The organism is Herbiconiux solani NBRC 106740, from assembly GCF_001571005.1.
In the GTDB taxonomy this organism is placed as follows: domain Bacteria; phylum Actinomycetota; class Actinomycetes; order Actinomycetales; family Microbacteriaceae; genus Herbiconiux; species Herbiconiux solani.
This window is the reverse complement of record NZ_BCST01000001.1, coordinates 102,494-128,262: the sequence shown is the minus strand read 5'-3', so window position 1 is coordinate 128,262 and position 25,769 is coordinate 102,494. Positions and strand designations below refer to the sequence as shown.

The following is a 25,769-nucleotide window of genomic DNA, read 5'->3' as shown; positions in this document are numbered from 1 at the left end:
TCAAGAGGAGGCCTTTCTTGGGTACCAGGACCAACGCAGTCAAGTACACCGCGATCGTCGACGACTACGTCAGTGGTGTCGAGCGGATGGCCTCGAAGACCCGCGAGGCGGGGTCAGAGGCCGAGAAGCTCGCTCAGAAGAGGGAAGCGTTCAACCTCCTCGGCGGTTCGATGCTCCTCGCCGGTGGCCTCATGGCGGCCGGCCTGACGCTCGCGGTGACGAAGTTCGCGGACTTCGACCAGGCGATGTCACAGGTGAACGCGGCGACGCACGAGACCGAGTCCAACATGTCGGCGCTCCGGCAGGCGGCGCTCGACGCGGGTGCCTCTACGGTCTACTCCGCTACGGAAGCGGCGAACGCTGTCGAGGAACTGGGCAAGGCCGGTATCTCGACGAAGGACATCCTGTCCGGCGGTCTCGCTGGCGCCCTAAACCTGGCCGCAGCTGGCGGCCTGGGGGTAGCGGAGGCCGCCGAGACCAGTGCGTCCGCGCTTACCCAGTTCGGGCTCAAGGGTTCCGACATGGGGCACGTCGCGGACCTTCTCGCGGCTGGCGCCGGCAAGGCGCAGGGTTCCGTGCACGACCTCGGCGAGGCCCTGAACAACGTCGGTACGGTCGCGAACAACACCGGATTCTCGATCGAGGAGACCACCGGGTTCCTCGCCGCCATGGCGTCTTACGGTCTGACGGGTGCTGAGGCGGGCACGCAGTTCAAGTCGATGCTGCAGTCGCTCCAGGGGCCCTCGTCGGTGGCGCAGAAGGCTCTCGACGAGCTCGGGCTGTCGCTGTACGACCAGAGCGGCAAGACGAAGACCCTCACCCAGTTCATCGGCGAGTACCAGGCGTCGCTGCAGGGCAAGACCCAGGCCGAGAAGGACTCGTACAACACCACCATCTTCGGCTCCTACGGCATCCAGGCCGCGACGGTCGCCTACAAAGAGGGGTCAGCCGGTATCCAGGGGTGGATCGACTCGACCAACGATCAGGGGTACGCAGCTGAGACTGCGGCCGCGCGCCTCGACAACCTGAAGGGCGACGTCGAAGGGCTCTCCGGGGCGTTCGACACGGCACTCATCCAGACCGGGTCCGGCGCCAACGACACCCTCCGCCAGATGGTGCAGTCAGCGACCGATCTCATCAACGCCTTCAACGGGCTCGACCCCGTCTTCTCGAACATCGTCTTCGGCGCGGCCGCTGTAACCAGCGGGCTTCTCCTGGCTGGTGGGGCGGCTCTCATCGCCGTCCCGAAGGTCGTGGAGTTCAGGAACGCACTGAACGCTCTCGGGCTCACCAAGCTCAGCGGCGCTCTCGGCAAGGTGAGCGGATTCCTCCTCGGGCCGTGGGGTGTTGCCCTCGGCATCGGGGTCACGGCACTCGCAGCATTCGCCTCCCAGCAGGGAGAGGCCGCCTCGCAGGCAAAGGACATGGCCTCGAGCCTCGACACCGTCACCGGCGCCGTCACCGGCAACACGCGTGCGATCATCGCCTCGAACCTGGCCGCGAAGGGCGGGTGGGGGCCGTTCTCCGAGCAGGAATCGGCGTCCGAGGCGGCGAGCAAGCTGGGCATCAGCATCGGCACCCTCACGTCGGCCATCGAAGGCAACAAGAAGGCCATCGACGAGGTCAACGAGAAGACCTTCGACCCGGACAACATCTTCGGCGACGAAGGCGACTGGCAGAGTCGAGCCAACCAGATCGGCGTCACGACAGACGAGTACACCACCTCGTCCCGCTTGGTGCTCGGAGCGCTCGGCTCGCAGTCCACGGCCCTAGAGAATGCGAAGTCGCTCTACCAGGACTCCGCTGCAGCTCAGGACGAGAGCACATCCTCCACGGAGAAGAACCGCGATGCAGTTCAGGACGCCGCGGATGCGTACATCGGCCAGGACGACGCCGCCTCCGGTCTGCTCGACACGCTGACCCAACTCATTGACAAGATCAACGAGGCCAACGGGATTGGACAGGACGCGGTCCGGGCAAACGCTGACTATCAGGCCGCCCTGGCGGGCATCTCTGATGAGGTGAAGCGTCAGCAGGACGAGTACGAGAAGGCAAACGGCAGCCTCGAAGGGTACATTTTCTCGATCCAGGAAGGCACCGAGCAGGGCACGGCCAATGCGGCCATGTTCGCAGACCTTGCCGACTCTAGCCAAAAGGCAGCGCAGGCTCAGTTTGAGCTGGACCTGAAGACTATGTCCGCGAAGGACGCCTCGGACAAGTACTTCGCTACCTTGCAGTCAGGACGGCAGACGTTCGTCGACACGCTGACATCGCTTACTGGAAACTCAGATGCGGCGCAGGCTCTCGCAGACACTGTCTACGGCATTCCGTCGTACAAGGCGATCGAGGTCGCGGCGAACACCGCGCAGGCGCGCGACGACGTCCTGACCCTGACCGACTGGATCAACTCGCGCGAGGCCACCATCGCGGTGTCCTACGCGGTCAACTCCGGCAGCGTGGGAGGTATCCCGCAGCAGACGTGGAACGCGGACGGCGGCTTCTACGACTACTCCGCGAAGGGCCTGCGTGAGGCGGAAGCGTTCGCCAATGGCGGGTTCGCGGGCGAGGGCATGTACAACGGCCGCGCCGGCAGCCTGTACAAGTTCGCGGAGCCCGAAGTCGGGTGGGAAGCGTTCATCTCCGGGCGGCCCGGGATGGAGGCGCGCAACCGCGACATCGCATGGGAGGCCCTGCAACGCCTTGGCGGCGTCCCCGCCTCCGCCGGCATGAGTAGCACACAGGTCAGCGTCGCACCCCAGGTCTCTCTGGCCGGCGCGACGCTCGTGATGGACGTCGATGGTCGGCAGATCACCGCGATCATCCAGGAGCAGATCGTCGCAGCGAACGCGAGCGAGGCGCGCGCGTACGGGAACGGATGGTTGCCCGATGTTTGAGCCAGTGCTCGAGGCCTCGTACCTCCCGTCGCCCCGGGTGAAGGTGACTTTCGAGTCCCTTCACCCGGACACGGCGACCGTCACGGTGTGGCGTGCCGCGGACGTTCTCGCCGAGGTGCCCGGAACCGTGGGAGCGTTCGCGGCCGGTGGTTACACGACCCGCGACCTGTGGGCACCGCACTCGATCGAGCTCACCTACTTCGCCGACATGTTCGACGACAACGGGTTCAAGCTCGGTCGCACCGGCCAGGCCACGACGACCGTCTGGGGTGAGCGAAACGTCGTGTGGGTCTCCGATCCGTACGACCCGGAGAACGCGATCGCCGTCGAGATGGCGGACACGTTCGCGGGGAGCCTCGCGAAAGCCAGGAGCGTCGAGCGTCACAACGTCGGTGGCCGCATCGTCGCTCTCGCCGGCCCCGACGGGCTGTACGAAGGCGTGGACCTGTCCCTGAAAGCGGACACCCAGGAGCAAGTCGACGCCCTGGTGAGCATCCTCGATGGGTCATTCGTCCTGTTCCGGGTGGCGCCGTTCGTGCGCCCCGCGTTCCCGACACTCTTCTACGCCTCGGTCCAGCACAACCTGATGGACTCCGAGCACCTCGGCGGCTTCCAGTTCGGCGGGACGTCCGCAGAGCTCGCGGTGAAGGGCGACCAGTTGTCGCCGATCACCGAGGCGGGCATGGCCGGCGTGCCGTGGCAGCGGTACATCGATGCGTTCCCGACGTGGCAAGACATGATCGACGCCTACCCGACGTGGCTCGACGCGATCCGTAACCCCCCGGGAGTGTGACGTGCTGAACCTCGATCCTGAGCTCGTTGACCTGCTGCAGACGTCCCACAAGGCGGAGTACAGGGCGTACGCGTTCTACGACGGCCAGTCCCGCGGTGAAGTCCCGCTGGCGGAGCGTGGTGGCACGTTGAACTTCAACGGCGACCAGGTCATCCAGTGCTCGGGGAATGTGTTCCTGGCGAAGGACTCCGATTCGCTGATCCCGAAGGGGAAGGGCGATGTCCTTGCCCCGTACGGGCAGGAGGTGCGCATCGACCGCATCGACCGGAAGGGCAACCAGGAGTGGGCGACCACGATCGGGCAGTTGCGGATCGAGAAGGTCCCGTCGATGCGGGAGTACTTCAAGTTCTACCCGTCGCGCGCGCAGGTCATCGGGTGGTCGGCGCAGATCGATCTGCAGGACCGGTTCGCGAAGATCGAAGGAAACGACTTCGTCTATCCGGACTACCCGCGCCCGGAGAGCCTTGGTTCGACGTGGAAAGAAATTCAGCGGGTCGCGGAGATGCCGATCGTCGTCTCCGATCTGCTCCCGGACCAGACCATCCCGTCGTCGCTGACTGCGTACGACGACAAGCGCATGAACACACTCACGACCTTGTTCGCGAATCTCGGCGGCGTCCCTCATATGACGCGGCTTGGCACTCTCACGGGCCGGCCGAAGGACACATGGCTGACGGCGACCGAGCCGGTGTTCACCTTCGAGGGTGTCATCGACATGGACGACTCCCTGACCAGCGAGCTGTACAACTGCGTGAAGGTGTCGTCTTCGGTTGGCGGCAACGACATGTTCGTGGTGCGTGAGATCCTCGACCCGGGCGACCCGCTGCGCGTCACCGGACCCTACGGGCGGCGCGTCTACAAAATCTCGTCTCCGCTATGGGACACGCAGCAGAAGCTCGCTGACGCCGCCGACTCGATCCTCGCTCGCGTGTCCACCCGGCAGTCGAAGATCGTGAAGATCACCGCCCTCCCGCAGCCGCACCTCGAGCTCGGCGACTACGTCCGCGCCCAGGAGAAGGCCGGCGGGATCATCACCCGCGAGGTCGACGGAGAGATCACGAAGATCACCGCCCCGCTGACCCCGACGTCGGCGTGGACGTACGAACTGGCAGCCGCGGAGATCCGATGACCAGAGCAACCGATCAGGCGAAAGCCGACGCGGGCGCGCAGAGGCAACTCGCGAACGTCACGCGCGCCATGTGCACCAGCATCGACGTCGTCAACGCGACGGGGCGGTTCAACATCAATGGGGGCACCCAGGACGCCCCCCTCATTGGCTGGCCCACCGTTGGGTGGGAAGCGTGGCTCCTTTACGTCGGTGGACAGCCGGTGTGCCTCGGCCCCGTCGCCCGCTCCCCGTGGGGTGTCGTCGCGGAAGCGCCGGACGCAGGCCAGGTCCTCATCACCGGCGACAACGGGGCGTTCTACCGGCTCCCGTACCTGAGTTCCGCGGACGAGCTCGTCATCGGCGACCGGGTCATCATCGACTGGTCCGCCGGTGTCGTGAACGGCGAACCAGCATCCGAAGCAGAGGAGCCCGGCCCGATCGAGGTTCCCTCCGACGGAGGACCTGTGGAACGGCAGGAGACGTTCTTCCCGTTCGACTCCGGGTCTTATGGGTCGCGTTGGTTCAACCCGCGCGTGTACAGCTCGGACAGCAACATCGGTGCGTTCTTCTACTCGGGCATCGCCGACACAATCCCCGACAACGCGGAGATCCTGTCCGTGTCGGTGTTCGTGAACTCGGTGCAGACGCAGGGCGGCAACCCGACGATCGGCCTTCATACGATGACCGACAAAAGCGGCCCGCCCTCGATCACGTCCGCTGTCGCTGTCCCGGGCGGGACGGGCGACAAGGCGCTCCCGAACTCGTTCGGGGATGCGCTCAAGACCGGCGCCGCTCGAGGCCTCGGCACGAACCACGGCGGGTACCACATCTGGTCCGCCGCCAACGACGGAAACAGCGGCGCTCTGACGATCCGCTGGCGAGCATAGGAGCAACGCAATGCTGATGCCCGACTACGACAACGCAGACCCGATGCTCGGCCCCGAGCAGCTGACGAACGTCGCCCAGTTCGCGAAGCAGGGGTGGTCCCACCGCGGCGGTACGGCCGGCGAGCGGGCCGCCCTGCCGACCGCGGAGAAGTTCCCCGGCCTGGTGTGGCAGGACACCGACAACGGCGCGTTCCGCCGGCAGTGGGACGGCACCCAGTGGAAGCTGCGCGGTGTGACGTGGGGCAAGATGGTGGCCGCGACCACGGATGCTGCCTCGATCGTTTCCGTTGCTCACCCCCTAGGGGTCACGCCGGACTGGGTGACCGTGGCGCCGATGTACTCCGGCGACATCGCCTGGGACAAGGTCTCCGACTTCATGGTCTGGTCCCTCCACGCCGGCTACGTCGAGGTCCGCGCCCGCCGCGTCGACACCACCAACGACGTCGGCGTCCGCGGCGTGAACTTCGCCATCGCCATGGGTATGCAGTAACGCCCGCAACCGAGAGGAACTCGCGATGACAATCGTCGACCCCACCGCATCAATCGCCCGAGCCATGAGCACCACGCGCTGGCGCGGCTCCGGGCTCTGCCTCGACTTCGTCGACTTCGCCATGGGACGCCCCGGGTCGAAGCTCGGCAACAACGGCGGACCGCCGAACGGCGCCTGGACCGAGGCGAAGGACGGTTACTACTACTCCCAGCACCAGCACCCCGGCGACGAGTACCCGCCCGCCGGCGTCCCCTGCTACTGGGAAACCGGCCCCTCCGGCAACACCGCCGGCCACATCGTCATCTCCCTCGGAGACGGCATGTGCCGCACCACCGACTACGCCGGTGCCGCATCCGTGTCGACGCAGAGCATCGCCTCGATCACACGCGCTCGCCGCGGTGGGTACCTCGGCTGGACCGAGGACTACGGCGGGAACCCCATCGTCGGGATCACCGCGCTCGCCGAGCTCGAACCCGTCCCCGTCGAAGAACCGAAACCACTCACCACTGCATTGGAGAACGACATGTCCGTCCCCATCCTCTACGCCGACACCGACCGCCCCGGCATCCTCGCCATCCTCGAGGGCGACACCTGGCGCGAGATCCCCGTCTCCGACGCGGGCGCCGTCATGGTCGGCGTCGCCATGAAGACCCTCCGCTGGGCCTTCCCCGACCGCCCCGACGAGAAGCTCTACATCCCCGTGCACGGCAACGAGTTCGTCGCTTTCGCCGCGCTCCATGGCGGGTCGCAGACGGTGCAGCTCGAGTCGGTCACGACCAACTTCCTCGAGCAGATCAAGTCGATCATCCCGCTGCAGACCGCGGCCTGAACCCCCTCAAGCCCTGAGAGGGGGAACGATGCGCAGACTCATCGCTGCGTCCATTTGGGCCCGCGGAGCCATCCCGCCGGACGAGTGGAAGTACCGCAACCTGAAGCGGGTGTGGTTGCCGCTCTACGACATCATCGCGATCTTCGCCGGGTTGCAGGCCATCATGTACGGGTCGACCATCCTGAACCGGCTTTTCGCTCCCTTCGTGGTCGACACCCTCGGCGTCTTCATGACGATCATCGCGACAGTCTGCCTGGCGGGCGTAGCGTTCCCCCGGCTCTGGCCCGTCGAGATGGTCGGGAAGATCTTGCTCGTTGCCCTCGTGGCCGGGTACGTCACGACCATCCTGATCTTCTCCGAGTCAGCAACACCGAACCTGTTCGTGGTCGGGATGCTCACGTGGGGTCTGCCGCTGGCATTCTTCCGCCTCAATCTGCTCGGCGAGGAGCTGAAAGAGCGTCGAGCTGAGGGAGCCCAGAAGTGACCCCGGAAATCGTCATCGCCTTCGTCGGCGCTGCAGCACTCGTCCTCGGCGGACTCGTGACCTACTTCGGCACCCGCGGCAAGACGAAGGCGGACGCTAAGTCCGCGCTCGACACCCGCATCGACGCCCGAGTGAAGACCGAGCTCGAACGCGTTTACACGCGCCTCGACGAGGTCGAGAACGCCGCAGTCAAGCGCGCCTCCGCCTTTGCCCGCATCCTCCGCGCCATCGCCGACCAGTGGCAGGGCGACCCGCGCGGCCCCAACCTCGACCCCGCCGACATCCGCGAGGTCGAAGACACGATTCCGCCTCAGTGGATTCGACGTCACCCCGAGCTCAACCCCAACCTCCTGGAGTAGAACATGATCACTTTCGACCTTCCTCCCGTCCTCATCGTTGGCCTAATCGTCTCGACGATCCTGCCGCTCATCGTCGGCCTCGTCACCAAGGTCGTCACCGACCCGGGCGTGAAGGCGATCATCCTCGCTGGCCTCGCCGCGGTGACCGGGCTCGGCACGGAGTTCCTGAATGCCATTACCTCGGGAACCTCTTACGACCTCGGTACCGGCCTGGTGCTTGCCGTGACTTCCTTCCTGATCGCCGTGGGTCTGCACTTCGGTATCTGGAAGCCGACTGGTGCTGCCGGCGCCGTACAGCGCGTCGGCGCCAAGCACGCCGCCTGATCCAACCTTCTGACCTGAGAGGCGGCCTCCTGTGACCGTGCACGCTATCCACTTCAGTTCCACGATCGGCCCGGGTGTCGCCCCGACCGAGCGTTCCTACGTCGAGGTGTATCCGGCGTTCGAGTTCGCGAAGGACTCGACGGTGAACTGGCCGATCGCGAAGAACTTCGAGTTCGTCAATGGTGAGGTCACCGTCACGGGGTTGGAGGACACGGCGTCGGACGGCACCACGGTCTCGTGGGTGGTCCGTCACGTCTTCACGAACGGGCGCGGCGGTGTCGTTGGGGGCGCCGGCCCGCAGGCGTTCCAGTTCAAGCCGGGTGCTGCTGCAACCGTGGAGTGGACGGACTCGGCATCGATCCTCCTCGTCGACGTCGTGGAACCGCCCGAGTTCGGGCCCACGTTCCTCGAGCAGACCCGCGAGCTCCGAGATGAGACCGCCGGCCTGGTCGACGACGCCCAGCAGGCACGTGACGAAGCGGCAGCGTTCGGTGGCACGAACAACGCCCAGGTCGCCGGGATGCTCACCGGCGCCGGGCCCTCACGAGATGCACTTAACTCCACGATTCAGCAGTCGGTCGGGCCACTTGTTTCCGAGGCAATCGCGAACGACAGCACCATCGTCGCTCGAGTGGATGACGCGGTGGCCGCTGCGGCATCTGGCCTGATCACTGCCGGGCCAGCGATCACTCCTTACGGCACCTCCATCACTCAGGGAGTCGGCGGTCAGACCCCGTGGCCGGCGCAACTGTCCGCTCTCTCCGGGCGCACGGTCAAGAACCGAGGGATCGGCGGAGAATCCTCTATCGGGATCGTCGCTCGCCAGGGCGGGCTCCCTTACCAGGCGCTCCCGGCAGGCGGCGAGATCTCGGCCACTGCGACGCCCGTGACGGTCGCGCTCTCGGTGATCGGCGATGGGTTCTCTTGGCCCCTTCTTCAGGGTCCGACGTCTGTGACCGGAACGTTGGTGGTCGGTGCGAAGCGCATCCCGGGCACTCTCGCGATCGTGAAGCCGTCCGGCAACCCGACCACGCACCTCTCGGACGACTACTACACCTTCACCCGCACCACCGCCGGCACGGCCATCGCCGCGACACGACCGTCCGCGTTCTACTGGGCGACCGCCGACGCGGACAAGAACGACATCCAGGTGTGGGACTTCCTCGAGAACTACATCTCCGAGACGTGGTGGACCACTCGCGGGCTCGCCGACCTCAAGGCCGCCGAGAACGCGCTCACCTCGGCGTCCAAGCGGTTCCTGATCACCACCCCGGTCGGGTCTCCCTCGGCCGCGAAGACCGCGCTGATCGGCCAGCTGATCGCCACCTACGGACGCCGAGTCATCGACGTCCGCTCCTACCTGATCAGCTACGGCCTCGCCGACGCCGGACTCACCCCCGACGCGGAAGACCTCTCCGACATCGCAGCCGGGAACATCCCGCACCAGCTCCGCATCGACGGCATCCACCTCACGACCGCAGCACTCGGCATCTACGCGCGCCTGATCTACGAGCGGATGATCGAACTCGGCTGGCTTCCCCCCGCAGCCGACACGGTGCCAGCCGCGCCGACCGGGCTCGCCCTGTCGAACGCGACCAAGAGCACCGCGGACGCCGCGTGGAACCCGTCCACCGGCGCGATCAGCTACCAGATGCGCTACCGGAAGACCGGCGACACCGCATGGCTCACAGGGCCAGCCACCGCGTTGCTCACGGCCACGATCGCCTCCCTTGCCGATGGGACCCAGTATGACGTGCAGATCGCCGCCGTCAACGCGATCGGGACCGGCGCCTACTCTGCCACCCAGACGATCAGCACCATCGCATCCCCGCTGCTGTCCACTGCAGTCGGTGTAGCTCCGGCGCTGGCGTTCTCCCGACGGAAGGTTGTCGCCGGCTACAGCGGACCCGCGTACCGGCTCCGCCGCTCGAGCGACAACGCAGAAATGGACATCGGCTTCGTAGGGAGCAACCCCGACGACGCGACCGCCATCGCCTGGCTTGCTGGTGCGGGCGGGTATGTCGTGAAGTGGTACGACCAGTCCGCCGGCGCGCACCACTTCACCGCCCCTACCGCTGCCGCTCAGCCGCCGCTGTTTACGGCCGGGGCGCTCATTACGAAGGGGCCGCAGTTCGACGGCACGCGCGCGCTCGTGGGCGCCGCCCTCGCTTACGCTCTCGGATCGGCCACCTACCTGCTGGTCGCCAACGGTGGTCAGGGCCGGATCTTCTCCGAGAACAGGAGCGATGAGACCGCCTCGCAGTACTCGCCGCTCGTGGCTGGTTCCGGCGTCCTCACCCGCTTCATTCGAAACGCGGCGAACGCCACGATCATCAACGTGAGCACTGCTGGTCCGGCCGGGTTCGATGCTTCACTCAGCCCAGTTCAGCATCAGTTCTCCGCCGTGGACACAGGATCAGCGTTCGCTACGTACGTCGACGCGGCCGCGGGGCAGTCGAACAGCTACACCCGCACGGGGACGCTAAACCCGGACGTAGGCGCGATCGGCGCAGTCAGCCGAAGCGGCGGCCTGTCGTCGTTCTTCGCCTTCGCGGGCTCTGCGGGGAGCAGCGCGCCGGGGAACATCGCCGAGCTCGTCATCTTCCCGGGCGCGCTCAGCGATACGGCGCGGCACGCTGGTGAGGCCAACCAGAAGACGTACTACGAAACGCCCTGAGAGAAACACGCGGTTAGGGGGCATCGCCTCGTCGCTCGAATAGAGCAACTTGGACTGTGCCCTCTCCCTGCGCGTGCAAGCCTGTAGGCGAACTATCCATTTGCCCCGTCATCATCCACGTCGAGTTCGCCAGGCGAACGATGTGGTTGTCGAGGAGTCGAACGAGTTGGTTGTGGAGCTGCCGCATATCCGAGATGCCCCGGCTCACATCGAGCGGGGGCTTCCAGGTGCTTCGCCCGTGAAGCCACTCGCTGGTCTTGCCGAGCCATCGTCCGTAGTCCTCCTCGCGCACGAAGCCTTCTGGCACATCCTCAAGTCGGCTGGACGATGTGCCGGGGCCTATGTAGGTCTTCGTGACCGGGGTCGGCCAGTAGTGACGGTTCACCTTCCGCAGCAACTTGCGAGCCTGCTCCGGGTCCTTCTTCTCGATAGCACCCCGCATTTCGTCCATCATGGAGGCATTCGACACGAGCGAGCCAAGCGCGATGCTCTCAAGGGCAATCCGCAGCTGGAGCGCCGCTACCTCGACGTTGAGCCGGTCCGGTTCGATCGCGTCGAAGAAGATCGCGGCGAGGCGCAGCCGCACCTTTACGTCCGCGAGGATCTCTGAGTAGCGCTTCACCTCTTCTGAGCTGGGCTCTCGTGACATGACCACGAGTCTGGCCAAGTGGGCGGTGCACACGCAACTAAAGACCGGAATACTGCACCACCTCAGACCCCCTCGGGGCTGGCCTTCGGGTCGGCTTCGAGGGGGTCTTTCGTCGTTGGTAGAGTCTCGCCATGGAACCCGACCCCTACGCGCTGCCGGCGTTCATCCTTTCGATCGTGAGCCTCGTGGTCGCCGCCATCGGTGCCGCTACTGGAATCGCGGCGCTGGTCTGGCAGATCGTTGTCCGCACGCGGGGCGCCCACCGGGTGCGGGTGACGGCAGCTTCGGGCATGTGGCGCTTCACGGATGAAGCGGCACTCGGGCCGTACGTAGGCATTGAGGTCCGCAACACGGGCGCGGCACCCGTGCAGGTGACAGGCTGGGCCGTTGAGCTACCCGATGGCGGCAAGCTCGTCGGCGTCGCCCCCGATCCCCACATGCCGAACCCGGCGCTGCCGCACATGCTGGAAGCGGGAACAAGGGCGACCTTCTACGTGCGATCTGCAGCGATCGCTCAGCATGCGAAGGGCAAAGACGTGCGAGAGCTCCGTGTCTTCGTTGACCTCGCCACCGGAAAGCGGGTCTACAGCAAACGTGGTCAGATCCGCGCCACGCTCGATGGTGACTGAACGTCACCATCAACAAGGTAAGTGCACCACCACTCCCGCGGGCGGATACTGGATTCATCCCAACCCCGGGCGCATCATGTCGGTGCGGAACTGCAACAGCAAGCCCCCGTCGCCCTCTCAAAGAAGAAGGCCGCGGGGGCTTCTTCTGGTTGCACTACGCGGACAGCGTACCGGACAATCTCTTGGACAAAACAAGGGGGTATTTAGTGTATGGTTCGGCTATGTTCACCACTGACCGCACATATGTGGACTCCCACCCTTGGCTTACCTACAACTTCCAGACGGACGCTCTCCGACACATCACTTGGGCTCATCTCGGCGAGGCATATTCGAAGTGTCAGCATCTGGTCGGAACTCCTCTTCAGCCGCGTGTTGCTTGGGATCTTGCTGGCGTTTACATGCGACGCGGAGCCCTGGCATCGGCTGCTATCGAGGGCAACACGCTCAGTGAAGATGAAGTAGAAGAGATCTTTGTCAATAAGCGTCGTCTGCCCGAGTCTCAGCAGTACCTCGAGCAAGAGGTGCGCAACGTACTCGATGCATTGCAAACTATCCGTCAGGAGGTCAACGAAGGTAGAGGCGACGATTTCGAGCTCACGCCCGAATGGATCAAAGCGAAGCACGCCGCGCTGCTCAAAGACCTCGAGGTTCCGGACCACGTTTCACCGGGCGAATACCGAGACATTCCGATCGTGGTTGGAAATTATCGCGGCGCCCCAGCAGAAGACGTTCCGTACCTCATGGAGGAACTTTGCCGGTGGGTCAACGAGATCATGTCCGACGCACGCCGCGCAGCCGTAACCAGCACCGACGAAGCATTCTTTCTCACCTTCTTCGCGGCCACTCTCTCTCATCTGTACATCGCATGGATTCACCCGTTTGGCGATGGCAATGGCCGCGCAGCTCGACTCATCGAGTGCGCGATCCTCGCCCACAGCGGGCTTGTCCCGTGGATCAGCACCAATCTCCTGTCGGACTACTACAACCGGACCAGAACTCGCTACTACGAGCGCCTCGACGCTGCCTCGAAGGCGAATGACGTGGCGGGATTCATCGCCTATAGCGCTCTCGGGTTCCGTGATCAGCTGCGCGAGCAGGTCCGCACCGTGCAAGCGCAACAGCGTCGCGTCGCCTGGATCAATTACGTCCACGAGAGGTTCCAAGCCGAACCATCCACCGACATCGCGCGTCGACGTCGCGCGGTCGTGCTCGCGATGCCGGATTCCAAGCCGCTCACCCGCAAGGAGATCCGGTATCTCACCCCCGCGATCGCAGAGATGTACGACGGCACCACCGATCGGCTCTTCCGTCGCGACATGAACAAGCTCTTGGAGCTTGAACTCATCACCGACGTGGGCGGAAATAAGTTTGAATCGTCGATCTGGCGGATGGATGCATTCACCCCGCGACCAGAGTTTGGTGCCTATTTCCCCGTGCTCGAGAAGCTTGGGGAAGAGTAGCGACCCTTGAGCCCCAGGTTCGGCCTTCACTGGCCGGCCTGGGGCTCTACGTTATGGAAGAGAAGAGCCTGCGGAGCGCGCTTCTCAGCTCGTCTCGGTCGGGTAGCCCGCCACGATGCTGCATGTGCGCGCTCAGAGGTCGAAAGCGCGCCGCAGAGCGTCGACGGCGTCCTCGGCGGTGAGGAACGCCCCGAGCGCGTAAACCTGCCGCGTCTCGTCAGCGTCGTCGGCGTGGCTGAGCCTGCACCCGTCGGCTTCGTGCTCGACACGCCAGGGTGTCTCGACGAGGGTGCCGTCGATCTCGCCTGGCATTTGCACTGCAAAATTCATGTTGTTGTCGGGCCCGACTGCTTGGTCAGGGGTGAATGGAACCGGGGCATCAATAGGATATGGGCGGCTTGTGTGTGGTGACGACTGATGACAACGCCATGGCAGACGGTCTGTGGCAGTGTCCCACTAGGCCAGAATTGACGTGCCCGACGCCGGCAAACTAGAAACGGGACCAGCAGATACGTTCCCGCGTAATCAAAGGGGTGAGTTCATTGGAGATCGTGACAGTCGGGCTTTCAGCAGGCGCGCTTGCGGTGGCTCTGGTTGCACTGGTCCATTCACTTTCCGCACGCGCGAAACCGGTGCTTGACGTCTATGAATCTGCCGGGCCTGGCGACGAGGCCTACGGGCACGTACTAGTCGTCTACAACGTGGGAAGACTCCCGCTATGCCTTACGAGAGCCGGCGCGATCAATCGGGCAGGCCTCCTCTTGTATCCAACGGGTTTGGTGATTCTGGGTGGGCGGGTCATCGAGTACCCAGCGCTGCCTGTCGTCGTACAGCCGGGCGGAGTGCTTGAATTCCCGATGCCAGCGGTGATTCTGGACTCCGCTCAGCACGCCGACCTCATCGAATATCGAGTTGAGTCTGTTTCCGGGGCTCGACGGGATGGGCGACCACGAAGCTTGCACACGCATGCATCGCGTGCCTGGACGAATACCGGCCAGTCTGTCCTACCTGGGTAGCATGCCTACCTGTCGGAGTGGCTACTCGATTGCTTCCCACTCCATCCAAATCACTGTCGGCCAACCATCCCCGTCGCCTTCACGGAGTGCTGCGGGGGCTTCTTCGTGCTTCAGAGCGCTCAACAGCACGGTACATACCGAGATGCGACCGACGGAAGTATGGGGCGGCACCCCATCTTCAGGACTTGCCGTTGGCCTCACCGCCACATCCGCGGCCGCCAGCATCGTCCCATCGGGATTACTCGACAGCGGCAGCGGATTCAACTGGCAGCGCTGGACCGTCTCATCAACCGCAGCAACCACGCTCTACTACTCGAACAACATGTAACTCGTGGTGCCCGGACACAAGATGATGTGCGTCCTCCGCTCCCGCACGGGGCAGGGCGGTGGGGCATTCCGCTTGATCTACTCGACGTACCACGGCGCGAACGTTGTCGATCTGACCATCCCCCTGAAGGGCCCGTCCGGGACGGGTCCTCAGATCCCGGACTCGACTCAGCTCGTGTACTTCACGGTTCCCGCCGGCGCAACGAACGGTCAACTACAGGCGATTGTTCCGGCTGTCGTGGGCACCTATGACCTGGCTCTGCCAACGATCTACGATCTTACTGCCCTCGGTCTAGCTGCATAGCTTCAGAACGGGTGCCGGCCAGGTGCCCTCATCGAGGGTCTTCATTCTTTGCAGAGGGGGTGAATACTTCTCTCATGAGCATGCTCACATCTTGGATCGACGCGGAAGTCTCTATCCGCTGGCACGCGTGGCGTGCTGAACGGCTTCACAAGCTGCACCAGCGCCACCTCGACCGTCTACGCAGCGCCATGCAGCGGGCCCGCACTCACCTGGAAAACCGTTGAGCGACGGCCTCGAACTGCTCGGAATGGCTGGCGACAACCTCACATTCGGAGCAGGGGCCCTCGGCCTCTATTGGGTCGCAGGCCCCGCCATAAAAGCGGTCGGGGCGTCATTCGGCGAGTGGACGAAAAGCCGCATGGACAACGTGCTCTCCATCGGAGAGAAGGTGGCCCGTCGCGTAGGGGCGGACGCACCCGACGACGGTCAGAGCGTGCCGCCTCGGGTGTTCTACGAGGTACTCAACGAAGGTTCCTGGATATCGGATGACGTCCAGCAGGAGTACCTTGCCGGTCTGCTCATCGCATCGCGGACGCCGTTAGGGAAGAACGACGACGGGGCCTACTACGCGCGCCTCGTGACGGGGATGACCTCGAATCAGATTCGTTTCCACCACGCCATCTACGACGCGATCCTGCGCCAAGCGCAACCCTTCATGATTGGTGTGGCGGTAGAAGCCCAACAGAACTGTGTTTGGGCACCCATCGACGCGTCGGTGGGGGTCGTAGCTCCCGAAGATGCTGACTCGCTTGAAGCAGTAGTCACGGCCACCGTTGTCGGCCTCGAGCGTCTGCAACTTGCAGACTCTCCTGGGGTCGGAAGTCCCTCCATCTTGCGCCATCTCAGCGACCGCCCTGTCAATCAAGACGCTATGGTTCTCGCGGCCCGACCAGCGGGCGCGAGTCTTTTCATGTGGGCGCACGGGATGCGGTCATCCGACCAGGATCGCCTATTCGAGCTCCGAGGCCGGCCTCCGCTTGGGCCGACGTTTTCGGAGTTCTACATCTCTTCAGCCTCAATCACTCCGGACGGGCTCGCTGCGGTTATCTGATCGGAGCCAGCGACACTAACCACCGGGCATCCGCACCCAGGCGGATAATGGATTCTTCCCTACCCCGGGCGCATCATGTCGGTGCGGAACTGCAATAGTGACCCCCTCGGGGCTGGCCTTCGGGTCGGCTTCGAGGGGGTCTTTCGTCGTTCCGAGGATGTCGGCCGGTGCAGATACGGTAGGTCCACCCGTCGGCTCGGCGGGACGGATAAGAGGAGTGAGTAGTGAGCATGGAATACCCCTGGCACGCAGCCGGAGACATGATGCCCCGCGACGAAGACATCGTGACGGTTGATCAGAAGATCGAAGCGGCGAAGGTCTACGCCTTGCTGTCGATCGGGCAAGAGCTCAATCGAATCACCACCGGTGAGTCACGATTCTCCGAGGCCGTCGTCGATCTCGCGCGTCACCTCGAGCCGAAGGCCGGCTCTACCGACTGGCGGTGACCTAAGCCAAGCCCCTGTGGCCGTCTCTTCGGAGAGGGTCGCGGGGGCTCTTTCGTCGTGCGTCGAATAGTATCTGTTCACTGCTGTCGAGAAGGGCTCACCGATCCATCCCACGCTTCCCCTGTACGTCTTCATCGACGAGTCAGGGAACCTCGACTTCACCGGGTCCGGCACGGACCATTACGTCCTTTCAGCCTTCCTGACGGTCGACCCCGCCGAGTGTGCGTCCAGGCTGGCTGCACTCAAATACGAGTTCCTCGGACGAGGACTCGCTGATCAGATCCCGTTCCACGCCACCCAGAACTCCGCGGGAACACGCAACCGTGTAATCGAATCGCTTTGCAATGGGCACGGATGCCAGGTGCACAGCATTTACGCCGACAAGCACCTTGCTCACCCTTCCAAGCATGCGCCGGAAGTCTTCTACTCCCTGATAGGCGGGGCGTTGGCGAAGTACCTGCTGAAGGCAGTGAATCCCATGGCGGAGCCCATCATCCTGATGTTTGATTCGGCCTTGTCGGCGAAGCACAGGTCCGCGTTCATCAAGGCCGTGAAGCCGTCGCTGAACGCGATAGGACGTTCTCACTACATCATGTTCAAACCGGTCAAGGAGGACCTCAACGGGCAGATCGCCGATTACTACGCCTGGTCTCTATTTAGGAGCCTCGAGTCGAAGGACGATTCCTGGCTGAAGAAGCTGCCCGGCAAGCACACGACGTTCGACATCTTCCAGCGCGGGCACACACGCTACTGGTAGAAAATGACCACCCCGCCTAGCCTCTCGGCAGAACCCAGGGGTTCTTATCAGCGGGGTGGGACCTTTAGCCCGACATTAACACACCTCGGCCCACTGGTCGACCGCGAGTTCCCTGCTCTTCTGCTAGAACAAGCCGCTGTCCTTTAGGGCGGCGATGGCTTGCTCCGCAGTCTCGAACGCGCCCAGCTCGAACCCACGCCGCGACTGCGAGGCGTCGTCGGCGTGGCTCAGGACGTAGCCGGCTGTCTCGTGCTCGACTCGCCACGGCGTCTCGACGAGGGCCCCGTCGATCTCGCGCACGACCCAGTAGTGGTCGTCTTCGATGCCGCGCGCGAGGAACAGCACGTCACTCCTTCCGGTGGTGGATGAGGGTCCAGCCTTCCGGGAGCCGTCGAAGGACCTCGGCCTTGCCCGCGAAGTAGTCCGCCGCTTCGACGACGATCTCGACGAACGGCTCCTCTTCGCCGTCCTTCTGGGTCACGCCGCGCACGATCATGCGCTCGACTCTACTCACCGGATCGTCTCGTTTAGCTGCGGCCGAATCGCGACGTGAAGGGCGTAGCGATGGCAGGCGAATGCCGCGTCGCGGAGGGTGTCGAAGTACCCGGCGCCGATGAGCTCGCGCGGCTCAGCCCAGGTGACCGCTCTGAAGGTCCACACGCGGCGGTCGCCGACCTTCACGGGGAGGTGGCGGATCTCGGCGAGGGGCTCGTCGGTGCCAGGCCTCGGGAAGATCCAGGAGTGCGCGCGGACGGTGTGGATGGGGTGCCAGTCGGCCACGGGTGCTCCTCTCTCAGGAGCGCGCCGGCCCGCGCAGGACGATCGTAAGCAGGACGACCGACAACACGCCAAACGGTTGTCACAGGGGGGCTATGAGACCGACTGAGTCACCAACGAATGCAGCGGGAAGCCGAATGCTCATCGGTCACGCCCGGACCGAACAATGTAAGCAATGATCATGGCGGTCACGACGGCCAGGCCCACGTAGCCGACTCCCGCGAATAGGTTGGAGGCGGGCGTCTCCTGGATTCCTACGCATTCGAACGAGCTACCGACGCAGAATCGAGTCAGCAACGCAAATTGGTTGCTGAGGAAGAACCCGGTCCCGCTTAGGACGGCCGCCACCAATATGGCGATGCTGTATCGCGCGCCACGGCTCAGCGGGCCGCGGGCGAGCTTGGCGTCTTGCTTGTGCTGAGCGTCGAAGCGAGCAGCGGGAACCTCGTATTGCTCTGGGAGCTCGGGGCGTGTCTCGTCAGCGCTAGGCATGCCGGAAGCTTATTGCAGCAGACCTGCCGTGATCCTCGCACAGTCCGCTTCACCCAAAGCGCGGTGACCGGAGCGTTCGCTGAATGCGACAACCTGGCACTTGGAGGTGTGAACTCGTCACTGGGCGGCCGCGCCGGGGATTGCCTCTCCCGCCCCACTCTTTTCTAATCGTCGCAGTGGTGTTGCGCGACGTCCAGAACCTTGCCCTCATCGTCGAACGGCTCCGCGAAGTTGCCGACAGCGTCAAGGTAGGTGCCCATGTCCCCGGTCGAGGTGCCTTCCGAGACTGCATCACAGATGGTCGTGCGTGCCTGCTCTAGTTGATCGTCTGTGACGGACGCGGGCACGTTCAATGACGAACGCACCTCCGATACGTAGGGGCTCTGCGAGGCGCACCCCGCGAGAGAAGCGACGATGACGAGTGGAATTAGCCCCCGGCGGGCAACCTTACGCATCCGTCGAGCATAGTGCGGGTCGAATGGTCGGCGTCTACTCCTAGACCGCACGTCTAAAGAGACAACCGCGCATCCGCTCGCGCAGATCAGCGCGCCGCAGGCCTCACGTTCGCCGCCGGCACCCCCAGGCCGCCCACGGTGCTCCTCTTCTCGGAGCGCGCGCTGCGCGCGCGGCCGGCCTAACGCCGTACGGCCAGAACCGCAAGCCATACGGGGTTGCGGGCTCGAAATAGCCTCTTGCCCCGTGAATGCAGGGCACATAGCGTCGGCGCCATGACTAGAAGAGAGCGCGGCACGGGGTCGATTTTTTTGAATTCACGAGGTCTCTGGACTGCGGTGTTTGAACTGCCCTCAAGAGATGGACAACGTCAACGGAAGGTATTCAGATCGAAGGATAGAGACACCGCCCTCGCGAAAGTGCGCAACTATCTGCGCGAGAACCCAATCGTCTCGCCGGTACAAAGAGTCCACCGCCCCTTCCGGGAAGAGCTTGCGGCACTGACGGTCGAAGACTGGCTTTCTGAGTGGCTATCTGACATTGCATCTGAGGTCGTGCGGCCGAAGACTTTCTCGGGATATTCGAGCGTGGTTGCGCGCCAAATCGTGCCGGCGATTGGGCACATCCCACTGCGAAATCTTCGAGCTCGAGACGTGAGAGGGATGGCCACGGCCATAGTCAAGTCGGGGCTCTCCGCTACTACAGCAAATCAAGCTCACCGGGTGCTGTCCGTGGCGCTCACGGCAGCGCAGCGAGACGAACTGGTCGATGTGAACGTGGCAAAGCTAGTGCCAGCGCCACGTAAGTCTCGGAGCCCTCAGCAAGCTCTAACGCTTCCAGAGTGTCACCAGGTGTTACGCGAGGCCGAACATAGTGATCTTGCTTCGCTCTGGTACGCGGCTCTGTTCACAGGCGCTCGGCAAGGCGAATTGCTCGGGCTGCAACGCGGCTTCGTAGACCACGGGTTTATCGAGATCTCGTGGCAGTTGCAAAGACTCTCTTGGCGACACGGCTGCGACACACACTGCGGCGCAACTCGAGGTGCAGAGTGCCCGCAGCGGAAGGTCCCCGCCCCGGCCGACTGGGAATCGCACAATCTGACTGGAGGCCTATGGCTCAGCCGCCCCAAGTCGCGGGCGGGCTGGCGCTTAGTTCCAGCAGTCGGACGATTCGGCGAACTTCTCGATGAACACATCGCGCGAGATTGCGGGGACAATCCCCATGATCTCGTGTGGCATCGATCAGACGGCTCCCCCATCGACCCCCGGGTGCACTCCGACATGTGGCACGAGCTACTCGACCGGGCTGGCGTTCGTCAGGTTCGCTTCCACGACGCTCGCCACACGGCGGTCGACATGCTGTACGAAGCTGACGTCCCTGAAGACCTAATCCGCGAGATGGTCGGACATTCGTCCTTCGAAATGACCCGCGTCTACAAGAGCCGCGACAGCAGGACAAGAATGGAGGCCGCGATGAAGAGATCTGCCACCCGGCTGGAGGTGCCTCAAGTCCGTCCTGACCTCACGCTCGTGGGAGAGGCCCAAAGCGCCGGGTGACATGTTGGTCCTTAGACCAAGACCCCGCCAGGTCCGCAAAAAGTCCGCAGAATCCCCGAAACCCGACGACGACGGCCAATCTCTTACAGTCACCAGATCCCAGCAATCACAAGGGAGGCGCTCATCTACAAGCGCTCACGGGTAGACCTCATCAGTACGAGCTCTACTACGGCGTGTAGCTGTTAGTCGCGCAAAAGGCCGTATCCCCGACGGGGATGCGGCCTTCTGCGTCCGCGCCGCCGCCTCTGCGGCGCGGGCCACATGTTCTCGTGCGGTCGCTCACGCGGCCGCGCACTCACCCTGGGTCGTCTCGAGCACGGCCCGTCTCGGGTGAGCCGTCACAAACCGCCCTTCCGCCCACTCTATGGGGCGATTTGTGACGGCTCGCGGGACTGGCTGGGAGGTGACGGGCTGTACGTGACACGACCCAGGGTGAGCGCGTCGCCGCGAGGCGCGACCGCAGGCCGGGCCTCGCGACGGCACGCGAACATGTCGCCCGCGCCGCAGAGGCGGCGGCGCGGAAACAACTACTGCCCGTAGAAGAGGCGGTCGAAGACCGTGCGGGAGCGACGGGTGACGCCGAGGTAGTCCTCCTCGAGGCGGGTGGCCGAGCCGGGCGGGTACTCGAGCAGGCGCGCCACCCCTTCGAGCTGGCGGCGGTCCGCGGGCAGCACGTCCGAGGTCTTGTTGGTCCAGAGCGTCATCGCCGACCGGGCGCGCGAGGCGAAGAGCCAGGCCTCCCGCAGCTTGCGGGCGTCGTCGTGGTTGATCAGGCCCGCATCCTCGGCCGCCGCGAGGGCGTCGAGCGTCGACGTCGTGCGGAGTCCCGGGATGCGCAGGGCGTACTGCAGCTGCAGCAATTGCACGTACCACTCGACGTCGCTCAGCGACCCACGGCCGAGCTTCAGGTGCCGCGCCGGGTCTGCGCCCTGAGGCAGGCGCTCCTTCTCGACGCGCGCCTTGATCCGCTTGACCTCGCGCACCTCGGTCTCCGAGATGGCCGCCGGGTACCGCACGGTGTCGGCCAGGGCGTGGAAATCCTCGATCAGGGCTCGGTCGCCGGCCACCCCGTTCGCACGGAGCAGCGCCTGCGCCTCCCAGGTCAGCGACCAGCGCTCGTAGTAGTTCGCGTACGACTCGAGCGAGCGCACGGCCGGGCCGTTCTTGCCCTCGGGCCGCAGGTCGATGTCGAGGTCGAGCGGCAGGCGCGCATCCTCGGTCAGGCGGTTCAGCTCGTTCACGATGAACTGCGCCACCGACTGGGCGGTCGCCTTGTCGACCCGCACGGCGCGGTAGACGTAGAGCACGTCGGCGTCCGACCCGAAGCCGAGCTCGCCGCCGCCGTACCGCCCCATGCCGATGATCGCGAACTCGATGCCGTCGCCCGAGGCGGGCGCGGCCGACTGACGGATGACGCTGAGCGTGCCCTGCAGGTGCACGGTCGTGATGTCGGTGAGCGCGAGGCCGAGCTCCTCGACGGTGCACATCCCGAGGATCGACGAGATCGCCAGCCGCAGCACCTCGCGGCGGCGGGCCGTGCGGAGGGCCATCGCCGCAGCATCCGGCGACTCGTGCCGGGCGACGATCGCGCGCGTCTCGTCCTCGAGCACGGCCAGGGCGCGCGGCCGCAGCTCCTCGTCGTTCTCGAGCCAGGCGGCGGCCTCCGGGATGCGCTCCAGCAGCTCCCCCACGAACCGCGAGCCCGACAGCACCTGCGTCAGGCGTGCGGCGGCACCCGAGGAGTCGCGGAGCATCCGCAGGAACCAGTAGGTCTCGCCCAGCGTGTCCGAGAGCCGCCGGAACGCCAGCAGCCCGTAGTCGGGGTCGGCGCCGTTCGCGAACCATTGCAGCATCACGGGGAGCAGGGTGCGCTGGATGGCGGCCCGCCGGGAGACCCCCGCGGTCATCGCCCGGATGTGGTTGAGCGCCCCGGCCGGGTTGAGGAAGCCGATCGCCGCGAGCCGAGCCTCGGCCTGCGCACTGGTCAGCGCCTGCTCGTCCGGCGAGAGCGCGGCGACCGCAGCCAGGAGCGGGCGGTAGAACAGCCGCTCGTGCAGGCTCCGCACCCGCACCTTGATGTCGCTCCAGCGCGTGATGAGGTCCTGGGCGCTGGAGGCGAGGCCGCTCCCCCGGGCCAGCACGCGCTGCTCCGACTCGTCGCGCGGCATCAGGTGCGTGCGGGTCAGGTGCCGCAGCTGCATCCGGTGCTCGAGCAGGCGCAGCACGCGGTAGTCCTGGGCGAACTCCACCGACTCGACCCGGCCGATGTACCCGCCGTCGGCCAGCGCGCCCAGGGCGGCGAGGGTGCCGCGCTGCCGAACCGTCTCATCCACCTGGCCGTGCACGAGCTGCAGCAGCTGCACCGTGAACTCGATGTCGCGGAGGCCGCCGGGGCCGAGCTTCAGCTGGTACTCCACGTCTGAGGCCTTGATGTTCGAGGTGACGCGCTCGCGCATCCGCTGCACCGACTCGACGAAGTTCTCGCGCGAGGCGCTCGACCAGACCTTCGGGGCGACGATCCGCGTGTAGTCCTCGCCGAGCGCGAGGTCGCCGGCCATCGGCCGTGCCTTGAGCAGCGCCTGGAACTCCCAGTTCTTCGCCCACCGGTCGTAGTAGGCGGCGTGCGACTCGAGCGATCGCACGAGCGCCCCCGCCTTGCCCTCGGGCCGGAGGTTCGGGTCGACCTCCCAGAGGCCGGGCTCGATCCCGGATTCGCTGATCCCGCGCATCAGCACCATCGCGAGGCGGGTGCCGATCTCGATCGCGGTGCTGGAGGGAAGTCCCTCCGCATCCCCCACGCCCTCTGACCCCTCCGCCACGAAGATGACGTCGACGTCGCTGACGTAGTTGAGCTCGCCCGCCCCCGCCTTCCCCATGCCGATCACGGCGAAGCGCGTCGCCGCGACCTCGGCGACCGGGAAGTGCCAGAGGCCGTGGCCCTTGGTCGAGAGCTGGGTGCGGGCGACGGCCAGGCTCGCCTCGAGAGCCGCGGCGGCGAGATCGGCGAGGGCCAGCGCCACGCCGTCGAGCCCGGCGACCGGATTGCCCTGCTCGAGGTCGAACGCGGTCACGACGGCCAGCAGGGTGCGGTACCGCACACGCAGCGCGGTCCAGGCATCCTCACCGACGAGGGTCGAGAAGCCGTCGACCGCACCGACCGAGTCGAGCATCTCGTCCCGGGCGCCTTCGGCGGTCGGCAGTTCGAGGCGATCGGTTCCGAGCTCGGCCAGCTGACGCGGATGGCGGCAGAAGAAGTCGGCGAGACCCTCCGAGGCGCCGAACACCCGGGCGACGCGGGTGCGCAGGGCGTCGTCCTGCAGGGTCGTCAGCGCGACCTCGGGCGACCGCTGCTGCAGCTTCAGGATGCCGGCCAGCGCCAGGTCGGGGTCGGCTGCGGTCTGGAACGACCCCAGCAGCGCATCCGTCCCGACCCCGGTCGACTCGGTCAGCGCGCGCAGCTCGTCCGCGGCCCAGCCGAGCCGGGCGAAGCCGACCCGGGCGAGCTCGGTGAGGGAGTTCTGCGAACGCGGCATGGTGCTACCAGATCATCTTTCGGCGGGACGACGGGCCGACAGAACGACGGGACTAGGTGCCGGCCGCAGGCCGGACCGTCAACGCAGTCCCGTCAGCTCAGAGCATCTCCAGGTTCGACTGCAACTCGAACGGCGTGACCTGCGCGCGGTAGGCCTTCCACTCCTGCCGCTTGTTCAGCAGCACGTAGTTGAAGACCTGCTCGCCGAGGGTCTCGGCGACGAGCTCCGACTCCTCCATCAGCGAGATGGCGCGGTCGAGCGACGCGGGCAGCGGGTCGTAGCCCAGGGCCTTGCGCTCGGCGTCGGTGAGGCTCCAGACGTTGTCCTCCGCCTCGGGCGGCAGCTCGTAGTTCTCCTCGATGCCCTTGAGGCCCGCGGCGAGCAGCAGCGAGTACGACAGGTACGGGTTCGCCGCCGAGTCGATCGCGCGGTACTCGATGCGCGAGGACTGGCCCTTGTTGGGCTTGTACAGCGGCACGCGCACGAGCGCCGAGCGGTTGTTGTGGCCCCAGCAGACGAAGCTCGGGGCCTCGTCGCCGCCCCAGAGACGCTTGTACGAGTTCACGAACTGGTTCGTGACCGCGGTGATCTCGGGAGCGTGCCGCAGCAGACCGGCGATGAAGTTGCGGCCGATCTTGGAGAGCTGGTACTCGGCGCCGGCCTCGTAGAAGGCGTTCGCATCCCCCTCGAAGAGCGAGAGGTGCGTGTGCATGCCCGAGCCCGGGTGGCCGGAGAGCGGCTTCGGCATGAAGGTCGCGTACACGCCCTGCTCGATCGCCACCTCCTTGATCACCGTGCGGAAGGTCATGATGTTGTCGGCCGTCGTCAACGCGTCGGCGTAGCGGAGGTCGATCTCGTTCTGGCCGGGGCCGGCCTCGTGGTGGCTGAACTCGACCGAGATGCCGAGGTCTTCGAGCATGCGCACCGAGCGGCGGCGGAAATCGTGCGCCGTGCCGCCGGGGACGTTGTCGAAGTAGCCGGCCGAGTCGACGGGCTCGGGCCCGTCCGGCCCGTAGTGCGACGACTTGAGCAGGTAGAACTCGATCTCGGGGTGCGTGTAGAAGGTGAAGCCGCGGTCGGCCGCCTTCGCGAGGGTGCGCTTCAGCACGTTGCGCGGGTCGGCGACGGCGGGCTGGCCGTCGGGCGTGGTGATGTCGCAGAACATGCGGGCGGTGGGGTCGATCTCGCCCCGCCAGGGCAGGATCTGGAAGGTCGTCGGGTCGGGATGCGCGAGCACGTCGGCCTCGAACGAGCGGGTCAGGCCCTCGATGGCCGAGCCGTCGAAACCGAGGCCCTCGGCGAAGGCCCCCTCGACCTCGGCGGGGGCGATGGCGACGGATTTCAGGGTGCCCACGACGTCTGTGAACCACAGCCGCACGAACTTGATGCCCCGCTCTTCGATCGTGCGGAGAACGAAGTCCCTTTGCTTATCCATCGGTGGAACAGACCCTCTCTCCGGCATTGCTTCATGCCC

Annotated in this window: 26 protein-coding genes; 17 read left to right on the top strand and 9 right to left on the bottom strand. The window is 65.3% G+C overall.

Translation table 11 applies throughout. The features are described 5' to 3' along the window. Window positions 1-17: 17 nt before the first annotated feature. Genes HSO01S_RS00615 through HSO01S_RS00570 form a run of 10 tightly spaced genes read left to right on the top strand, consistent with a single transcriptional unit; the run spans window position 18 to window position 10,845 of the window. Window positions 18-2,894: a phage tail tape measure protein gene (locus HSO01S_RS00615; RefSeq protein WP_066038653.1), complete on the top strand. Its 2,877-nt coding sequence runs from the start codon at window positions 18-20 to the stop codon at window positions 2,892-2,894. After that, a complete protein-coding gene (locus tag HSO01S_RS00610; RefSeq protein WP_157078828.1) occupies window positions 2,887-3,687 on the top strand; it encodes a hypothetical protein in 801 nt (266 codons plus the stop codon). The genes HSO01S_RS00615 and HSO01S_RS00610 overlap by 8 nt, the downstream gene beginning before the upstream one ends. 1 nt (window position 3,688) lies before the next feature. Further along, window positions 3,689-4,816: a hypothetical protein gene (locus tag HSO01S_RS00605; protein ID WP_066038651.1), complete on the top strand. Its 1,128-nt coding sequence runs from the start codon at window positions 3,689-3,691 to the stop codon at window positions 4,814-4,816. Next, a complete protein-coding gene (locus HSO01S_RS00600; RefSeq protein WP_157078827.1) occupies window positions 4,813-5,682 on the top strand; it encodes a hypothetical protein in 870 nt (289 codons plus the stop codon). Before HSO01S_RS00605 ends, HSO01S_RS00600 begins: the two co-directional genes overlap by 4 nt. Window positions 5,683-5,692: 10 nt before the next feature. Next, window positions 5,693-6,172 (top strand): hypothetical protein, encoded by a 480-nt coding sequence (locus tag HSO01S_RS00595; protein ID WP_066038649.1) that lies wholly within the window; start codon window positions 5,693-5,695, stop codon window positions 6,170-6,172. Between the two features lie 25 nt (window positions 6,173-6,197). Further along, the gene (locus tag HSO01S_RS00590; RefSeq protein WP_066038648.1) at window positions 6,198-7,001 is read left to right on the top strand and encodes a hypothetical protein; all 804 of its coding nucleotides are present in this window, start codon (window positions 6,198-6,200) and stop codon (window positions 6,999-7,001) included. Window positions 7,002-7,029: 28 nt separating this feature from the next. Further along, entirely contained in the window at window positions 7,030-7,485 is a 456-nt protein-coding gene (locus HSO01S_RS00585) for a hypothetical protein (RefSeq protein WP_066038647.1), read from the top strand. Beyond that, window positions 7,482-7,844 (top strand): hypothetical protein, encoded by a 363-nt coding sequence (locus tag HSO01S_RS00580; protein WP_066038646.1) that lies wholly within the window; start codon window positions 7,482-7,484, stop codon window positions 7,842-7,844. The genes HSO01S_RS00585 and HSO01S_RS00580 overlap by 4 nt, the downstream gene beginning before the upstream one ends. 3 nt (window positions 7,845-7,847) lie before the next feature. Further along, the gene (locus HSO01S_RS00575; protein ID WP_066038645.1) at window positions 7,848-8,168 is read left to right on the top strand and encodes a hypothetical protein; all 321 of its coding nucleotides are present in this window, start codon (window positions 7,848-7,850) and stop codon (window positions 8,166-8,168) included. 31 nt (window positions 8,169-8,199) lie between these two features. After that, complete coding sequence (locus HSO01S_RS00570) at window positions 8,200-10,845, top strand: fibronectin type III domain-containing protein (RefSeq protein WP_066038644.1); 2,646 nt, start codon at window positions 8,200-8,202, stop codon at window positions 10,843-10,845. A 13-nt stretch (window positions 10,846-10,858) separates the two neighbouring features. Here the strand turns inward: HSO01S_RS00570 and HSO01S_RS00565 are convergent, their stop codons facing one another. After that, entirely contained in the window at window positions 10,859-11,494 is a 636-nt protein-coding gene (locus HSO01S_RS00565; RefSeq protein WP_157078826.1) for a hypothetical protein, read from the bottom strand. Window positions 11,495-11,625: 131 nt separating this feature from the next. Here HSO01S_RS00565 and HSO01S_RS00560 point away from each other — a divergent pair, with 131 nt between their 5' ends. Together HSO01S_RS00560 and HSO01S_RS00555 are read left to right on the top strand one after the other, a co-directional pair. Then, window positions 11,626-12,123: a hypothetical protein gene (locus HSO01S_RS00560; protein ID WP_066038642.1), complete on the top strand. Its 498-nt coding sequence runs from the start codon at window positions 11,626-11,628 to the stop codon at window positions 12,121-12,123. A gap of 221 nt (window positions 12,124-12,344) precedes the next feature. After that, a complete protein-coding gene (locus HSO01S_RS00555; RefSeq protein ID WP_066038641.1) occupies window positions 12,345-13,583 on the top strand; it encodes a Fic family protein in 1,239 nt (412 codons plus the stop codon). 132 nt (window positions 13,584-13,715) lie between these two features. Here HSO01S_RS00555 and HSO01S_RS00550 read toward each other — a convergent pair whose 3' ends face one another. Continuing rightward, window positions 13,716-13,895 carry a hypothetical protein gene (locus HSO01S_RS00550; RefSeq protein ID WP_157078825.1) on the bottom strand — a complete coding sequence of 60 codons (180 nt, stop codon included), beginning with the start codon at window positions 13,893-13,895 and terminating at the stop codon, window positions 13,716-13,718. 1,409 nt (window positions 13,896-15,304) lie between these two features. Between HSO01S_RS00550 and HSO01S_RS18535 the strand changes: the two genes are divergently transcribed. The 4 genes from HSO01S_RS18535 (at window position 15,305) to HSO01S_RS18935 (ending at window position 17,484) form a co-directional block, all read left to right on the top strand. After that, entirely contained in the window at window positions 15,305-15,454 is a 150-nt protein-coding gene (locus HSO01S_RS18535; protein WP_157078824.1) for a hypothetical protein, read from the top strand. Then, entirely contained in the window at window positions 15,451-16,281 is an 831-nt protein-coding gene (locus HSO01S_RS00540) for a hypothetical protein (protein WP_157078823.1), read from the top strand. The genes HSO01S_RS18535 and HSO01S_RS00540 overlap by 4 nt, the downstream gene beginning before the upstream one ends. A gap of 224 nt (window positions 16,282-16,505) precedes the next feature. Continuing rightward, window positions 16,506-16,727: a hypothetical protein gene (locus HSO01S_RS00535; protein WP_157078822.1), complete on the top strand. Its 222-nt coding sequence runs from the start codon at window positions 16,506-16,508 to the stop codon at window positions 16,725-16,727. 73 nt (window positions 16,728-16,800) lie between these two features. After that, complete coding sequence (locus tag HSO01S_RS18935; RefSeq protein ID WP_169799916.1) at window positions 16,801-17,484, top strand: DUF3800 domain-containing protein; 684 nt, start codon at window positions 16,801-16,803, stop codon at window positions 17,482-17,484. 123 nt (window positions 17,485-17,607) lie between these two features. Here HSO01S_RS18935 and HSO01S_RS00525 read toward each other — a convergent pair whose 3' ends face one another. The 5 genes from HSO01S_RS00525 to HSO01S_RS18525 form a co-directional block, all read right to left on the bottom strand. Next, a complete protein-coding gene (locus HSO01S_RS00525) occupies window positions 17,608-17,829 on the bottom strand; it encodes a hypothetical protein (RefSeq protein WP_066038635.1) in 222 nt (73 codons plus the stop codon). 1 nt (window position 17,830) lies between these two features. After that, window positions 17,831-17,998 carry a hypothetical protein gene (locus HSO01S_RS18530; protein WP_169799911.1) on the bottom strand — a complete coding sequence of 56 codons (168 nt, stop codon included), beginning with the start codon at window positions 17,996-17,998 and terminating at the stop codon, window positions 17,831-17,833. Beyond that, window positions 17,995-18,264, bottom strand: a complete 270-nt coding sequence (locus HSO01S_RS00520) for a hypothetical protein (RefSeq protein WP_066038634.1) — start codon at window positions 18,262-18,264, stop codon at window positions 17,995-17,997. Before HSO01S_RS00520 ends, HSO01S_RS18530 begins: the two co-directional genes overlap by 4 nt. 138 nt (window positions 18,265-18,402) lie before the next feature. After that, window positions 18,403-18,753 carry a hypothetical protein gene (locus HSO01S_RS00515; protein WP_066038633.1) on the bottom strand — a complete coding sequence of 117 codons (351 nt, stop codon included), beginning with the start codon at window positions 18,751-18,753 and terminating at the stop codon, window positions 18,403-18,405. A gap of 164 nt (window positions 18,754-18,917) precedes the next feature. Beyond that, the gene (locus HSO01S_RS18525; RefSeq protein WP_157078820.1) at window positions 18,918-19,208 is read right to left on the bottom strand and encodes a hypothetical protein; all 291 of its coding nucleotides are present in this window, start codon (window positions 19,206-19,208) and stop codon (window positions 18,918-18,920) included. A gap of 273 nt (window positions 19,209-19,481) precedes the next feature. Between HSO01S_RS18525 and HSO01S_RS18090 the strand changes: the two genes are divergently transcribed. Continuing rightward, a complete protein-coding gene (locus tag HSO01S_RS18090) occupies window positions 19,482-20,762 on the top strand; it encodes a tyrosine-type recombinase/integrase (protein ID WP_084361179.1) in 1,281 nt (426 codons plus the stop codon). A gap of 527 nt (window positions 20,763-21,289) precedes the next feature. On the opposite strand, the gene HSO01S_RS00505 is transcribed toward HSO01S_RS18090, so the two are convergent. Both HSO01S_RS00505 and HSO01S_RS00500 read right to left on the bottom strand, forming a co-directional pair. Beyond that, window positions 21,290-24,295 (bottom strand): bifunctional [glutamine synthetase] adenylyltransferase/[glutamine synthetase]-adenylyl-L-tyrosine phosphorylase, encoded by a 3,006-nt coding sequence (locus HSO01S_RS00505; protein ID WP_066038631.1) that lies wholly within the window; start codon window positions 24,293-24,295, stop codon window positions 21,290-21,292. A 97-nt stretch (window positions 24,296-24,392) separates the two neighbouring features. Beyond that, a complete protein-coding gene (locus tag HSO01S_RS00500) occupies window positions 24,393-25,730 on the bottom strand; it encodes a glutamine synthetase family protein (RefSeq protein WP_066038630.1) in 1,338 nt (445 codons plus the stop codon). Window positions 25,731-25,769 lie beyond the last annotated feature (39 nt).